At 74.0% G+C, this 13,899-nt stretch carries 13 protein-coding genes; 3 read left to right on the plus strand and 10 right to left on the minus strand.

Features of this window, described 5'->3' with window-relative positions:
• Nucleotides 1–234, minus strand: a 234-nt coding sequence (locus tag ACTWPW_RS41435; protein WP_443171889.1) for a hypothetical protein, incomplete at its 3' end; no start/stop codon positions are given.
• 67 nt (nucleotides 235–301) lie between these two features.
• Nucleotides 302–883: a hypothetical protein gene (locus ACTWPW_RS41440; RefSeq protein WP_443171890.1), complete on the minus strand. Its 582-nt coding sequence runs from the start codon at nucleotides 881–883 to the stop codon at nucleotides 302–304.
• A 181-nt stretch (nucleotides 884–1,064) separates the two neighbouring features.
• Here ACTWPW_RS41440 and ACTWPW_RS41445 point away from each other — a divergent pair, with 181 nt between their 5' ends.
• Nucleotides 1,065–2,969, plus strand: coding sequence for an aconitate hydratase (locus ACTWPW_RS41445; protein ID WP_443171891.1), 1,905 nt, complete (start codon nucleotides 1,065–1,067; stop codon nucleotides 2,967–2,969).
• A 144-nt stretch (nucleotides 2,970–3,113) separates the two neighbouring features.
• On the plus strand, nucleotides 3,114–4,673 hold the full coding sequence (locus ACTWPW_RS41450; protein WP_443171892.1) for a nitrilase-related carbon-nitrogen hydrolase: 1,560 nt from the start codon (nucleotides 3,114–3,116) through the stop codon (nucleotides 4,671–4,673).
• Nucleotides 4,674–4,852: 179 nt separating this feature from the next.
• Here ACTWPW_RS41450 and ACTWPW_RS41455 read toward each other — a convergent pair whose 3' ends face one another.
• From ACTWPW_RS41455 to ACTWPW_RS41490, 8 genes are all read right to left on the minus strand, one after another.
• A complete protein-coding gene (locus ACTWPW_RS41455) occupies nucleotides 4,853–5,872 on the minus strand; it encodes an AraC family transcriptional regulator ligand-binding domain-containing protein (RefSeq protein ID WP_443171893.1) in 1,020 nt (339 codons plus the stop codon).
• Between the two features lie 52 nt (nucleotides 5,873–5,924).
• Nucleotides 5,925–6,671: a hypothetical protein gene (locus ACTWPW_RS41460; RefSeq protein WP_443171894.1), complete on the minus strand. Its 747-nt coding sequence runs from the start codon at nucleotides 6,669–6,671 to the stop codon at nucleotides 5,925–5,927.
• Between the two features lie 92 nt (nucleotides 6,672–6,763).
• Complete coding sequence (locus ACTWPW_RS41465) at nucleotides 6,764–7,741, minus strand: M56 family metallopeptidase (RefSeq protein ID WP_443171895.1); 978 nt, start codon at nucleotides 7,739–7,741, stop codon at nucleotides 6,764–6,766.
• Entirely contained in the window at nucleotides 7,738–8,103 is a 366-nt protein-coding gene (locus tag ACTWPW_RS41470) for a BlaI/MecI/CopY family transcriptional regulator (protein ID WP_375109751.1), read from the minus strand. The genes ACTWPW_RS41465 and ACTWPW_RS41470 overlap by 4 nt, the downstream gene beginning before the upstream one ends.
• The gene (locus ACTWPW_RS41475; RefSeq protein ID WP_443171896.1) at nucleotides 8,100–9,422 is read right to left on the minus strand and encodes an MFS transporter; all 1,323 of its coding nucleotides are present in this window, start codon (nucleotides 9,420–9,422) and stop codon (nucleotides 8,100–8,102) included. The genes ACTWPW_RS41470 and ACTWPW_RS41475 overlap by 4 nt, the downstream gene beginning before the upstream one ends.
• A 102-nt stretch (nucleotides 9,423–9,524) precedes the next feature.
• Nucleotides 9,525–9,704, minus strand: coding sequence for a hypothetical protein (locus ACTWPW_RS41480; protein ID WP_375109753.1), 180 nt, complete (start codon nucleotides 9,702–9,704; stop codon nucleotides 9,525–9,527).
• An 18-nt stretch (nucleotides 9,705–9,722) separates the two neighbouring features.
• Nucleotides 9,723–11,528, minus strand: a complete 1,806-nt coding sequence (locus tag ACTWPW_RS41485; protein ID WP_443171897.1) for an HAL/PAL/TAL family ammonia-lyase — start codon at nucleotides 11,526–11,528, stop codon at nucleotides 9,723–9,725.
• Between the two features lie 157 nt (nucleotides 11,529–11,685).
• Nucleotides 11,686–12,693, minus strand: coding sequence for a nucleoside hydrolase (locus ACTWPW_RS41490; RefSeq protein ID WP_375109755.1), 1,008 nt, complete (start codon nucleotides 12,691–12,693; stop codon nucleotides 11,686–11,688).
• Between the two features lie 106 nt (nucleotides 12,694–12,799).
• Here ACTWPW_RS41490 and ACTWPW_RS41495 point away from each other — a divergent pair, with 106 nt between their 5' ends.
• On the plus strand, nucleotides 12,800–13,894 hold the full coding sequence (locus ACTWPW_RS41495) for a serine hydrolase domain-containing protein (RefSeq protein ID WP_443171898.1): 1,095 nt from the start codon (nucleotides 12,800–12,802) through the stop codon (nucleotides 13,892–13,894).
• Nucleotides 13,895–13,899 lie beyond the last annotated feature (5 nt).

Below are 13,899 nucleotides of genomic sequence, written 5' to 3' on the forward strand. Positions count from 1 at the left end.
CTCGCCCCGTGCTAGCGCGTAGACGTAGAGCAGCCCGTTGATCCCCGTCGTGATCGACCCGACCTCGAAGTCCCCCGCCATCGGGGCGCCACGGCTCGCCACGGGCATCCCCGAAGACGTGACCGGGGCGACGGCGGCCACGGGGTGGCGGGCGGGGTCGAGCACCTCGTTCAGCTTCGCCGCGAGCCGATCGTCACCGTACGTCCCCGGCGTCATGCGCCGCGCCTCTTCCATAGAGGTCAACCTAGCTTGACCAAGGGCCGTCCGCGCGGGAGCGGATCCGGTCCCGGAGGCCCGGCGGTCAGAAGCGGCGGCACTGGCCTTCCTTGTCGCCGCGCACGGAGTTCCCGCCGCCGGTGACCTTCGAGCGGTTGTCCGCGCACTCCAGGTCGCCCTTGACCGCGTTGCGGTGGACCCGCAGGCCCCGGCGGTTGTCCTTGAGCTGGATGTCGCCGTCCACCCGGTTGCCGTCGACGCGTACGTGGCGGCGGTTGCCCTCGATCTGGATGTCGCCGTCGACCCGGGTCGAGGTCACCGTGACGCTGCCGCCGTCCTTCACCTGGATGTTGCCGTCCACCTTCGAGCCGCTGGTGACGGAGACCGCGCGGGCGCCCTCCGCCTGGATGTCGCCGGCGACCCGGACGCCGCGCGCCACGAGGCCGGCCCCGTCGCCGACCTTGACGTTGCCGCTCACCCGGGTGCCGAGGAGGGTGCAGGTGGCGCCGTCGGGCACGCGTACGTCGTCGACGCCGGTGGCGCGGATCGTGCCGGCGCAGGTGCGCGTGTCGGCCGCGGCCGGTGTGGCCAGGGTGAGGCCGCCGAGGACGGTGCCGAGGACGGTGCCCAGGACGGCGCCGGCCACGGTCAGTCCGATCTTGTTCATGTCATTCCCCTCGTCAGTCCCGGTGCGGGCCGCCCGCCCGGTCATGAGAAGGCTCTCGATCGGCCGTGGCTCCCACGTGAGAGGGACATGAGGGATTTCTCATGAAAGATCAGGACATCTTCCACGGCGTCGGCGAAGATCCGGTGAGTCGTCCGGCCCCGTCCGGGTAGCGGAGCCCCTCGTGAGCCAGAACGTGACCGAGAAGCTGATCGCCGCGCACCTGACCAGGGGCGAGATGCGGGCGGGCGAGGAGATCGGGCTGCGGATCGACCAGGCGCTGATCCAGGACGCCACCGGCACGATGGTGATGCTCGAACTGGAGGCCCTCGCCCTGGACCGGGTACGCACCGAGACGGCGGTCCAGTACGTCGACCACAACCTCCTGCAGACCGACGAGCGCAACATGGCCGACCACGTGTTCCTCCGCTCGGCCTGCCGGCGGTTCGGGATCTGGCACTCGCGCCCGGGCAACGGCGTGTCCCATCCCACCCACATGCAGCACTTCGGCGTACCCGGCAAGACGCTGGCCGGCTCCGACTCGCACACCTGCGCCGCCGGCTCGCTCGGCATGCTGGCCATCGGCGTGGGCGGGCTCGAGGTGGCCATGGCCATGGCCGGGGAGCCGCTGTTCGTCACGATGCCCGAGGTCTGGGGCGTGCGGCTCACCGGCGAGCTGCCGCCGTGGGTGAGCGCCAAGGACGTGATCCTGGAGATGTTGCGGCGGCACGGCGTACGGGGCGGCGTGCAACGCGTCATCGAATACCACGGACCCGCGCTCGCCACGCTGACCGCGATGGACCGGCACGTCATCGCCAACATGGGCGCCGAGCTGGGCGCGACCACCACGGTCTTCCCCTCCGACGAGCGGGTGCTGGAGTTCCTGCGGGCCCAGGGCCGGGCCGGCGACTTCACCGAATGCGTGGCCGATCCCGGCGCCGGCTACGACGTGCACGAGGAGATCGACCTGTCCGGCCTGGAGCCGCTGATCGCCCGGCCCGGCTCACCCGGCAACGTCATCCCGGTACGCCACGCCGCGGGCGAGCCGGTCCACCAGGTCGTCGTGGGCTCCTCGGCCAACCCCGGCCTGCGCGACTTCGCCGTGGTGGCGGAGATCCTGCGCGGCAGGCAGGTGCACCCCCAGGTGTCCCTGGACGTGAACCCCACCTCGCGGCAGATCCTCATCGACCTCACCAAGATGGGCGCGATCACCGCGCTGATCGAGGCCGGCGCCCGCATCCACCAGACCGGCTGCCTGGGCTGCATCGGCATGGGCCAGGCCCCGGCCGTCGGCCGCAACAGCCTGCGTACGTTCCCCCGCAACTTCCCCGGCCGCTCCGGCACCCACGACGACTCCGTCTGGCTCTGCTCACCCGAGACCGCGGCCGCCGCGGCACTCACCGGCGCCATCACCGACCCGCGCGACCTGGGCCTCGACCCGCCGCGCGGGCAGCTGCCGCGCACGGTCAGCGCGGGCGCCGCGCTGCTGGAGCCGCCCCCGCCCGTCGACCAGGCCCGCGAGGCGGAGCTGGTCAAGGCCCCGAGCATCGGCACGCTGCCGGAGCTGGATCCGCTGCCCGACTCCCTCACCCTGCCGGTCGTGCTCAAGGTGGGCGACGACATCTCGACCGACGAGATCATGCCGGCGGGCGCGCGGGCGCTGCCGTACCGCAGCAACATCGCGGCGCTGGCCGACTTCGCCTTCACCCAGATCGACGAGGACTACCCGCGACGGGCCCGCGACACGGGGCCGCACGCCATCGTCGGCGGCCGCAACTACGGCCAGGGCTCCTCCCGCGAACACGCCGCCATCGTCCCCCGCTACCTCGGGCTCCGGGTCGTCGTCGCCAAGTCCTTCGCCCGCATCCACTGGCAGAACCTGGCCAACTTCGGCGTGCTCGCGCTCGAGTTCGCCGACGAGTCCGACTACGACAGGATCGGCCCCGAGCTGCGTTTCGAGGGCCTGCGCGACGCGGTCGAGCACGGCACGGAGCTGGCCGTGAACGGCATCGTGCTCAGGCACCGCCTCTCCGCCCGCCAGCGCGCCATGGTCCTGGCGGGCGGCTGGATCCCGCTGTTCAGGCAATGAGCGGCCGCTCGTTCCCGTCGAAGGTGAACCCGCCGGCCCGCCCTTGACACGTCATGGCCCGCCGCCCGGGCCGATCGGCTCGGTCATGGATGAGGAGAGCCTCGGTCACAGCCGCCGGGGCCGGGCCGAAAATAGCGTCGGCGCATGCATACAGAGCAGGTCGTACGTGGAAGCGGCACGGGTGACGGCACGGCCGGCGTGCCACCGGTCCCCAGGGCCGATCGGTGGCGCTGGGCCTGGCTGGGGGCGGGAACGCTGCTGTGGCTCCTCGCCGTCCACGGTCGTTACGACGTCGCGGTGGCGGCCTGGCTGTCGCCCGTTCTCCTCCTCAGGTTCGTCAGGACCGGCCCGGCCCTCGCCGGCCTGCTCGCGGTGTGGGCGGCGTCCGCGTCGGCGGGCCTGTTCTGGATGGTCGAGACCGCGGTGCCGATGACGCCGATCACCGTGCTCGGGATCATCGCCCTGGGCACCCTGACCGTCGTGCCGTACGTCGCCGACCGGCTCGTCACCCCGCGGGCGGGCACCGTGGCGGGGCTGCTGCTGTTCCCGGCGGCGCTGGCGGCGTGCGAGTTCCTGATGACGCTCCTCAGCCCCTTCGGCACCGCGTTCGGCGTGCCGGCCGCGACCCAGCACGACAACCTCGCGCTGCTGCAGGTGGTGGCCGTGACGGGTCCGTACGGGGTGGGCTTCCTGATCGGCTGGTTCGCCACCGTGGCGAACCACGTCTGGGCGAACCCGCGGGCGCTGCGCGTGCTGTGGTCGTACGCCGCCGTGACCCTGGTCGTGCTGCTGGCGGGCGGGACCAGGCTGGCCCTCCCCGCGCCGGACGCCACCACCGTGCGGGTCGCGGGCATCAGCCCGGACACCTCGGCCACCCGCGAGCTGCGCGGCGTGATCGGCGAGAATTACACCCCCGAAGGGGTCGCCGGGCAGGATCAAGTGGCCGTGCGGGCCGCCTTCGACAGGGTCAACGCCAACCTGCTGGCACGTACGCGGGAGGCGGCGCAGGCGGGAGCGAGGATCGTGGCGTGGTCGGAGCAGGCGGCCAACGTCCTGGCGGGCGACGAACCGGCCTTCCTGGCCCGGGTGGCCGCCGCCGCGCGGGAGAACCGGATCTATTTGCAGGCCGCGGTGTCCCTCTTCCTGCCGCGGCCCCCGTACGCCGCCAACCGGGTCCACCTGTTCGGCCCGGAGGGCGAGCGGGTCTGGGCGTACGACAAGGCCCATCCCATTCCGGGCCTGGAGGCGTACCCGGCGGGCGACGGCGTGGTGCCGGTCGCGCGGACGCCCTACGGCCGGCTGGCCACCGTGATCTGCTTCGACGCCGACTTCCCCGAGCTCATGCGCGTGGACGCGGACATCATGATCGTGCCCGCGCGCGACTGGGCGGAGATCGGGCCCGTGCACAGCCAGAAGGCCGGCCTGCGCTCGATCGAGAACGGGTACGCGATGGTCCGGCAGGCCGAGTTCGGCGTGTCGGGAGCCTTCGACGCGCGGGGGCGGGCGCTGGCCGTGCACGACTACGCCGGCGGCGACCGGCACGTCGTCTTCTCCGACGTGCCCACGCGCGGAGCGGCCACGGTCTACCGCGTGATCGGCGACGTCTTCGCCTGGGCATGCCTGGTGGGCACGGCCGTCATGATCGCCCTCCCGCCATGGCGCCTCCGTCCCCGCCGCCCCACCACCGCCACACAGACCACGTAGCCGCCCGCCGCCCGCCGCCCGCCGCCCGCCGTCCGCCTTTGGGACGCTCCCCTTTGGGACGCCTGCCTTCGGGGCGCCGCCCGGCGCCGCCCATCGCGCTCACGGCCCCGGTGCCCCGGGGGTGCCGGGCCTCCGGGGGCGACCGCGGCGACGCTGTGCGTGCCGGCGGGTCCCGGGGGTCAGTTCCGTGCCGAGAGGGCGGCGTGCCGGTCGCGGTATTCGCCCGGCGGGCTGCCGACCCAGCGGGTGAAGGCCCGCCGGAACGCGCTGGGCTCGGAGAACCCGAGCCGGGAGGAGAGCTCGTCCACGGACTCGTCGCCGCGGCGCAGGCCGGCGATGGCGAGGTCCCTCAGGACCTCCTCCCGGATCCGGTGGAACGAGGTGCCCTCCCGCCGCAGGAGGCGGCGCAGGTGCGGGACGCTGATCGACAGCCGGGCGGCGACGTCCTCGGCGCGCGCCCGGCTGCTCGTGTCGCCGCGTTCGAGGATGTTGCGGACCCGGTCGGCGGTCGTGGTGCCGTAGTCGCGATGGTGGATCAGATCGGCCGGGGACCGCTGGAGATAGCTCAGCAGCTCCCGCTCCTCCCGCACGACGGGGGCCGCGAGATGGCCGGCGTCGAAGGAGACGGCGGCCACCGGAGCGTCGAAGGACGGCGCCCTGCCGAAGATGTGCAGGTATTCGGCGCTGTAGCCGGGCTCCGGGAAGGGCAGCTCCACCCCGGTGAGCGGGATCCGCCGGGCGGCCAGCCACGCCGGGAACCGGTGCGCGAAGGCGAGCATGATCTCGGCCGCCAGCGGCGGGACATCGGCGCCCGGCTCGGCGGCGATCTCGATGCGGCAGGCGGTGCCGTCCACGACGAGCCGGCTGCGCGAGTAGCCCGTGGTGATCGACGCGAACTCCACCAGCCGCTCGAGCGCGGTCCGCAGATCCGGGGCGTGGATCAGGCCCAGCGAGATCATCCGGAAGGTGCCCGGCGGCACGGGGCGCGGCCCGAGCAGGAGCAACTCGTCACCGGTGAGCCGCAACAGGCCCCGCAGCGCCGTGACCGCCTGCTCGCAGCCGATGTGGGTGGTGCCCGGCCGCGCCAGCTCGCGCCACAGCGAGGTGTCGCGGGTCGCCCCGCGTACGTCGATCCCGGCCGACTCGGTCGAGGCGATGGCCGCCCGGACGAACTGGACCGCGACGCCGTCCGCGGACATGACCCACCTCCTCGCCGCCGCCGACGCTAGCAGACGACCGTCCGGGTCCAGGTCAGGGGTGCTCGGGCACCGTCACGGGGACGCTGAACGGCAGCACGAACAGCGGTCCCGTCACCACCGCGCGCTCGCTCCCCGGGCCGTAGGGGAGGTCGGCGATCTGCCGGCAGGTGCCGCGGTCCTCGATCCCGTACGTGGGGGCCTGGCCGTCGCCGCCGGAGTTGAAGCGGCCGACGAGCGAGATGCGGTCGCGTACGCGGCCCTGCTGATCGACGAAGAACCCGTGGATCGGCGCCGTCGCGGAGAAGCCGTCCGGCGTCAGGACCTCCTGCACCAGGTCCGAGATCAGGAAGTTCAGCGTCTCCCCGGCGGTGTCGGTCACCGTGCCTTCGAGCTCGCCGACGAACGGCGTGAAGATGCCCGGCGCGCCGGTGGCGAACCCCTCGGGGTAGGGGAGCGGCCGCTTGGCGAGCTGCGAGACCCGCCAGGTGCGCTGGAAGGTGCCGGTCCTGATCGTGTACGTGCCGTTGCGGCACTCGAAGGGGCGCAGCGTGAGCCCGGTGAGGTTGATCGTCTGCCGGACGATCGGGTTGCCGGTGGCGGGGTCGCCGAACCGCTCCTCGTCGATGCGCGTGTCCAGCTTGCGCGGGGTCAGTTTCAGCACGAAGCCGGGGCCGATCGCCTTGACGTGGTACCGGCTCTCCTTGATCCTCAGGCCGGGAGCGCCTGGTTGCGCGTGGGCGGCGGTCGCGGGCAGGAGGCCGACGGCCAGCGCCGCGAGCACGATGATGGTGATCCGCATGACGGGAAACTCCCTCGCAGCCGCGGTGATCAGGCGACCCGATCATACGTTCGCGGGGCGATTCCGTATATCGCCTTCCTGCCGCCGGCGCCTCAGAGGGGGAGCAGGAACAGGCTGACCGGAGTGCTCACCACGGTCAGGGCGACGAGCAGGAGCAGGGCCCGCACGGGCCACGGGCTGTGCGGTTGCCCGCTGAGCCGGTCGATGCGCGCATCAAGATCATGCCCGCCCCTGCCATCCGTGCCGCCGGTGCCGTCCCGGCCACCCGTGCCGCTGGTGTCCCCGAGCGTGCCGAGCGTGCCGAGCGTGCCGGGCGGGGTGGCGAGGCGCTCACAGGAGCGGAACCGGCGCAGCGCGGTGGCCAGCGGGCGGCGGCCGCTGTCGCGCGCGGCACGGTCGTCGGCGCGCATCTCGACGAGCAGCGCGACCGCGTCCAGCATCGCCCGGACCCGGCGGCTGGACGGGAGGGCGCGGTGCAGGGCGGCGAACGGCAGGATCACCAGGTCGTGGCGCTCGCGGGCGTGCGCGCGCTCGTGGGCCAGGACCGCCCGCAGCTCCTGCCCGGTGAGGAGGTCGAGGCTGCCGGTGCTGACCACGATCGCGGCCCTGCGCCCCGGCAGGCAGTACGCGGCCACCGCCGGATGCTCCACCACCAGCGCCTCCCGCAGGTCGGGATGCGGGCGGGCGATCAGGTTGAGCAGCGTCCGCTGCCGGCGTCGCAGGGCGGCCACGGAGCGGGCGCTGCGGGCGAACGCGACGGCGATCCAGGCGGTCGCCGCCAGACCGCCGGCGGTGCACAGCAGGTGCAGGGGGGTGAGCGCGGCGGGCAGCCGGCCGCCGGCCAGGTCGCGGGCGAAGGCGACCAGGGCGGGGACGATGCCGAGCCGGTAGGGGGCCAGGCCGATCGCGATGGCCGTGCCGACGGCCGACAGGACGAGGGTCAGGCCGACCGTCTGCCAGATCAGCAGCGACGTTCGCGGCGCCCGCCACGCGAGCCGCGAGCGCGGCATGACCGCCATGGTGACCAGGGCCGCCGCGAGCGTGAGGAGGTGGTGGGCGGCGTAGGTCATGACGTCTCCTGCCCGTCGGGCAGCGCCTGCCGCAACGCGGCGGCTTCCTCGGGGGTGACCGAGCGGGCGAAGTGGCCCAGCGCGGCGAGCCGGTCACCCGTCTCGCCGAGCGCCGAGAGCATCAGCTCGGCGACGTACGCCTCCCGCCCCGCCGCCGGCCGGTAACGCCAGGTGCGGCCGTCGTCGTCGCGTTCGCGCCGGATGAAGTCCTTGCGGACGAGCCGGTTCATCACGGTCATCACGGTCGTGTACGCGAGCTTGCGGTCGCTGAGCCGGTTGACGACGTCGCGTACGGTCAGCCACGCGTCGCTGCTCCACAGCACGTCCATGATCGAGCGTTCCAGCTCGCCGAGGCTGTTCACGCCTCCTCCTCCTGTCCTGCGGGTTCCAGCGCGGGCACGGCCAGGACGGCAGCGGCCGCCAGGGCCGCCGAGAGTGCCCCGGCCAGGTACGGTAACGCCGTCCCGACGTCGAACAGTAGCCCCGCGCCGGCCGGGCCGATGATCCGCGCCGCGGCGCCCGCCGACTGCCCGGTCCCCAGACGCGCCCCGCGACGCTCCGGCGGCCCCGCGGCGGCCAGCAGGCTGGACACGGTCGGGGTGAGCAGGCCGTGCCCGGCGGAGAGCAGGCAGACGGCGACCATGCACTGCCACCAGGTCGCCGAAACCGAGACCGCCACCATGCACCCGGCCATCGTCACGGCCCCGGCCGCCGCGACCCGAGCATCGCCCCAGCGGCGGGCCAGCCAGGACACCAGCCCGGCCTGTACGGCGGCCATCGCCAGCCCGGCCGCCGCCAGCGCCAGCCCGATCGTGGTGGCGTCCCACCCGTAACGGTCCCGGCCGAGGAAGGCCAGCGTGGTCTCCATCCCCACGAAGGCGGCCATGGCCAGGAACCCGGTCCCGGCCAGCAACGCCACGGCCCTGCTCCCGCGCCCACCGGCCGCGGGCCCGCCCGGCGCGGTGCCCGGCCGGGAGACGCCGAGGGGGCGGATCGGCCGGCGGCCGTCCCGGCTCCCGCCGAGCCCGGCCCGCTGGGACGCGTCCCGCCCCTGATCGCCATCGGGGTGATCCCGAGCCGGTGCGGCGCGCTGGTGGTCGGGAAGGGGGTGTGGCCGGCGCGTGGCGGGGGAGGCCCGTGCGGGTTCGGTGAGCCAGGCGAAGGCGGCGGCGAGGTTGAGCGCGGCCAGGCCCGCCGCCGCGTACGCGCAGGCCGCGAACCCCAGCGGCGCCAGCAGCCCGCCCAGGGCCGGCCCGACCACGAAAGCCATCCCGATCGCGGCCCCCAGCTGCGCCATCGCTCCCGTACGCCGCTCGGCGGGCACAGCGTCGGCCAGGTACGCCTGGGCCACCGAGATGCTCCCGCCGCACGCCCCCGCCAGCAGCCGGCAGACCAGGAGCCCGGCCAGCGACGTGGCCAGGCCCGTGAGGGTCATGGACACGGCCGACCCGGCGAGGGCCAGCAGCACCAGGGGCCGCCGCCCGTACCGGTCCGACAGCCTGCCCAGCACGGGCGCGGCGACGAGCTGCGCCACCGAGTACGCGCTCATCAGCGCCCCGAACCACAAACCGCCGGCCCCCAGCTCGGAGGCGTAGAACGGCAGCGCCGGCAGGATCAGCGTGAAGCCGAGCAGATCCACGAACACCGTGGCCGAGATGACCAGCTGCGCCGAGCGCGGCATCACGTCCCCTTCCCACCGGGCGGGGCCGTCTGTCCGGAGCCACCGCTACTACAGCGCGTAATGCTACAAGGTGTAGTAGTCGGTCCTCGCCGGAGCCCGCCCCTAGCCCGGTCGCTCCGGAGCCATGGCGTGGTTGTACAGGTAGAACGCCGTGGCCCCGATCAGCAGGACGACCAGGACCAGCAGCACGGCGCCCGCGGCCAGCAGCAGGCGCCGCGCCGCCGTGGGCTCTACCGGCTCGCCGTCGCCGGGCGGGCGCGGCACCGGGGGCGGACCGGACACGGGAGCCTGGCCCCGGCCCTAGCACCCACCGCGGCCAGGACGGGCGCAGGGGACGGACAGGTGAGCGGACAGAGGGGCGGACAGAGGGGCGGACAAGGGAGCGGGCCGAGCGGCGGGAGCGGGTGCGGCGGTGGAGACGGTGGCGCGGCGGGGGAGGGGAGGCACGGCCGGGACCAGGCGGCGGTCGCGTACCAGCCAGACGGCCCGCTCCAGGTCAGGAGTCAGATACCGGTCCTCGCCCAAGGGCGCGATGTGCCGCCTGATCTCCGCCTGTAGGCCCCGCGTCACGGCGCCGAGCGGCAGGCCCGCCATCTTCCCGGCGATGAGGTCGATGCCCTGGGCCGCCATCAGGTACTGGACGGCCAGGACGATCTCGAGCCGGTCGAGGTTCTCGTGCAGGTTCCGGACCGAGGCCATCGCCATCGTGTTGTGGTCCTCCTGCCCGTCCTTGACCGGCCGGGACAGCGTCCCCGCCGGGGTGGCCCTGACCTGCATCTCCGGGATCAGCGCGGCGGCCACCGTCTGGACCTGCACCATCCCGGAGTTCAGCCCGGCCGTCCCGCCGGCGAGGTTGGCCGGCAGGCCGTAGCTCCACCTGGGGGACAGCAGCCGCCCCGACAGCTCCTGCGACAGGACCCCGACGTCGGCGATCTCCGCGTTCAGGGTGTCGGCGAGATGGCCCATCACGGAGCCGTCCCAGTTGCCGCCCATGACGAACTCGTAGCCCGGGCCCCGGTCGCGCTTGAAGATCAGCGGGTTGGAGGTCGAGGCGTTGGCCTCCCGTACCAGGGTCCGGCGGGCGTCGGCGAGCGCGTGCCGCAGCCCGGCCATGATGTGCGGCGCCGCCCGTACCGACACCGCGTCCTGGACACGCGGGTGGTAGTTCGCCGGGTCGAGGCGCTTGCGGCCCTCCTCCGTCATCCAGCGCGAGCCCGCCACCATCGCGCGGAGCCGCGCGGCGACCGCGTTCTGCTCGGGGATGCGGCGCTCCCGGTGCGTACGCGCGTCCAGCGACCCGCGCTCGGCCCTGGTCGCCTCCATGAACAGGGCGAAGGCGCCCTCCGCCTGGTCGGCCAGCACGGTGGCCCGGTACACGGCGTGCATCAGCGAGGCGGCCAGCACGGTGCTGCCGCTGATGACCGGCAGCGCCTCCCCGGCCTGGAACACGAAGTCCCTGGGGAGCCCGGCCTTGGGCAGCAGCACCGAGGCGGGCCCCACCTCGCCCCGGTAGCGCACCGGCGCGTCCTCGCCGAGCGCCGCCAGGCCCGCCGCCGCCTGGGGCTGCAGGTCCCCGGTGCCGAGCGAGCCGATCTGCGGCATCAGCGGCACGACGCCGGCGTTGACCATGGCCAGCAGCCGCTGGGGCACCTCGGGCCGTACGCCGACCGTCCCCCTGGCCATCTGGTTCGCCTTGAGGATCATGGCCAGCCTGACCACGTCGTCGGGCAGCGGCTCCCCGACCCCGGCGGCGTGCGAGCGCAGGACGTTGCGCTGGAACTGCTCCGCCTGCGGCGACGAGAGCGGGAGGTCCTTCAGCGGCCCGAGTGCCTGGTTCCAGCCGTACACCCGCTGGTCGTCCAGGACCGCCAGCGCACCCGCCCGCGTCCTGGCCATGTTCGCCCGCGCGGCCGGCGAGAGCCGCGCGGCGACCGGACGGCCCGAGAGGATGGCGAAGGCGTCGCGGAGGGAGAACGAGTCGCCGTCCAACTCCAGGCTCAGCACCGGCGGCGCGGATGGCAGGGCCGGCTCCGCGACCGCCTGGCCCGGCACGCACAGGGCGGCGAGCAGGGCCAGGCCGGTGGCGGTCCGTCGTACGCTGGTCATCAACATGCCCCCCGGCGAAGATCGATGCCGTCCGTTATAGCCGGGGGCCGTGGCGGGCCGGAGACGGCTCAGCGCCGGTGTGACGAGTGCTGACCCGGTCTCGACCGGCCCGATGGCGGGCGATTACCCACAGTTACCCGCAGTTGCCGCGGTTTCGCTAAGTCCGGCCGTTCAGGGTGTCGAGGAAGCGCTGCTCGAACGCGGCGGTGCCGGCCGTCGTGCCGTACCTGAGCGGGCGCCCCGACGGCGACAGGAACGTGCGCCCGGCGGAGGGGCCGCTCGGCACCACGTCGATCCGTCCGGAGGTGAACCCGACGTGCCCGGGGTGGACGGCGCTCATCGCGGCCAGCGGGTCCCACCAGTAGAGCAGGCCGGCCGCGATCAGGGGCTGGACCTCGGGATGCGTGACGATCTCCAGCACGGTGTCGGCGGCCGCGGTGCGGTGGTCGGCGCCGAGCCGGTCCAGGAAAGCGCCGGTGATCAGCACCTCGTTGGCGGCGTCCAGCGGCACCATCCGCACCGCGCCCCGGCTCCGGGCCAGCACCTCGCGCACGGCCGCCGGGTCGAGCCAGTAGTTGAACTCCTGCGTCCCGTCGAACTCGGGCGGCGTGCCGCAGCACAGGTTGCCGGGGACGTTCACGGCGCCGCCCATGGAGGTCAGCCGGGAGGCCGAGTACGGCAGCGCGCCGGCCAGGTTGGTCAGCGGTCCGGTCGCGATGATCTCGGTCGAGGGGTCGGCGCGCAGCACCTTCCTGATCAGGTCCGGGGCGCGCACCTTCGACGGCGTCTCGTCCCCGGAGCAGCCGGGCGTGGCCGCCGTGAGCACCCGGTCGAAGAGCTGCCTCAGCTCGGCGGGGAAGGAGTTGGCCCCCGTGGCGGTGCCGTCGGCGATCTGCACGGAGCGCAGCCCCAGGCGCTCGGCCAGGCACCTCGCGTGCCGGATCGCCCGGCCGGGTAAGCCGGCGCCGCTGCTCGTCACCGTGATCGCGCGCAGGTCGATGCGCCCGGCCCGGTGCTCCTGCGCGAGATAGGCCAGCGTGGCCGCGTCGTCGAAGTCCATGTCGGTGTCGAAGATGACGGCGGGCGGCCGGGTGTGGGCCACCGCCGGAGCGGCCGCCAGGGGGGTGGCCACGGCCAGGACGAGGGAGAGCAGGAGCCTTCTCATGGGTTTCCCGGGGGTGAGGCGATGCGGTCAGGGCTCCAGTCAAACCCGGATCGGCCGTTGTGGAGAATACCCTATAGGGGTATATTCGGGGTGGAGGTGAGACATCGTGAAGGTCGAGGGGTTCGTCACTGACGGGTACGAGGCGGTGCGCGAGGTCTTCCAGAAACTGGTGGACGAGGGCAGGGAGACGGGCGCGGGCGTGTCCGTCTGGAAGGACGGGCGGGAGGTCGTCCGGCTCGACGGAGGGTGGGCCGATGCCGGGCGCAGCCGTCCCTGGGAGGCGAGCACGCTCGTGCAGCCGTACTCGCTGTCGAAGGCGTTCGTGACCATCGCCGCCCTGGTCGCGGTGCGCGACGGCGCGCTGGCCCTGGACGAGCCGGTGGCCACCTACTGGCCCGCGTACGGCGCCAACGGCAAGGAGGCCACCACGCTGCGCCACGTGCTCACGCACCGGGCGGGCCAGCCCCGGTTCCCCGCCACGGCCGCCGGCCTGGACCTGCTGGACGACGCCGGGCTGCGCGAGAGCCTGGTGGGGGCGGCGCCGGAGTACGTGCCGGGGACGTCGTTAGGGGAGCACGCGCTGACCTACGGGCACCTGGTCGACGGCATCCTGCGCGCGGGCGCCGGCACGACGCTGGGGGAGGTGCACGCCGAGGTGGTGCGGCCCGCGCTGGGCCTGGACGCCTGGTTCGGGGTGCCGGACGGCGAGCTGGACCGCGTCGCCGACCTGGAATACGCCGACCCCGCGTGGCCGCGCCTGCTGCACGCGGCCCCGTGGCTGCAGATCCCCGACGGGACCCTCGACGTCGGGCGGGCGAACTCCAGGGCCTGGCGGCAGTCCGTCTTCGGCGCGGTCAACCTGCACACGACCGCCACCGCCATGGCACGGTTCTTCTCGGAGCTGACCGGCGCGGACGGCCGCGTGCGCGCGCTGCTCGGCCCGCACCTGCACGCCGAGCTGCTCGCCTCGCAGGTCACCGACTTCGACGAGGTCTTCGGCACCAGGCTCACCTGGACGCTGGGCTTCGTCCGCGACCGCGGCAAGATCGCCAAGGGCGGGATCGGCGGCTCGGCCGCCTGGTGGTCGCTCCGGCACCACCACGGCTGCGCCTACCTGACGCGCCGCCTGGACGACCACTCCCGCGCCGCGGAGATCGCGGCCGCGCTGGGCGACGACCTCGCCGTGGTGGGCGAGGACTGAGCCGG

The sequence above is a fragment of the Nonomuraea sp. KM90 genome (assembly GCF_052246675.1).
Classification (GTDB): domain Bacteria; phylum Actinomycetota; class Actinomycetes; order Streptosporangiales; family Streptosporangiaceae; genus Nonomuraea.

What these genes read in the sequence shown, in the direction of transcription:
- ACTWPW_RS41440 (WP_443171890.1), bottom strand. Translation starts at nt 883, where the DNA reads ATGAACAAGATCGGACTGACCGTGGCCGGCGCCGTCCTGGGCACCGTC.
- ACTWPW_RS41450 (WP_443171892.1), top strand. Translation starts at nt 3,114, where the DNA reads ATGCATACAGAGCAGGTCGTACGTGGAAGCGGCACGGGTGACGGCACG.
- ACTWPW_RS41455 (WP_443171893.1), bottom strand. Translation starts at nt 5,872, where the DNA reads ATGTCCGCGGACGGCGTCGCGGTCCAGTTCGTCCGGGCGGCCATCGCC.
- ACTWPW_RS41460 (WP_443171894.1), bottom strand. Translation starts at nt 6,671, where the DNA reads ATGCGGATCACCATCATCGTGCTCGCGGCGCTGGCCGTCGGCCTCCTG.
- ACTWPW_RS41465 (WP_443171895.1), bottom strand. Translation starts at nt 7,741, where the DNA reads ATGACCTACGCCGCCCACCACCTCCTCACGCTCGCGGCGGCCCTGGTC.
- ACTWPW_RS41475 (WP_443171896.1), bottom strand. Translation starts at nt 9,422, where the DNA reads ATGCCGCGCTCGGCGCAGCTGGTCATCTCGGCCACGGTGTTCGTGGAT.
- ACTWPW_RS41485 (WP_443171897.1), bottom strand. Translation starts at nt 11,528, where the DNA reads ATGACCAGCGTACGACGGACCGCCACCGGCCTGGCCCTGCTCGCCGCC.
- ACTWPW_RS41490 (WP_375109755.1), bottom strand. Translation starts at nt 12,693, where the DNA reads ATGAGAAGGCTCCTGCTCTCCCTCGTCCTGGCCGTGGCCACCCCCCTG.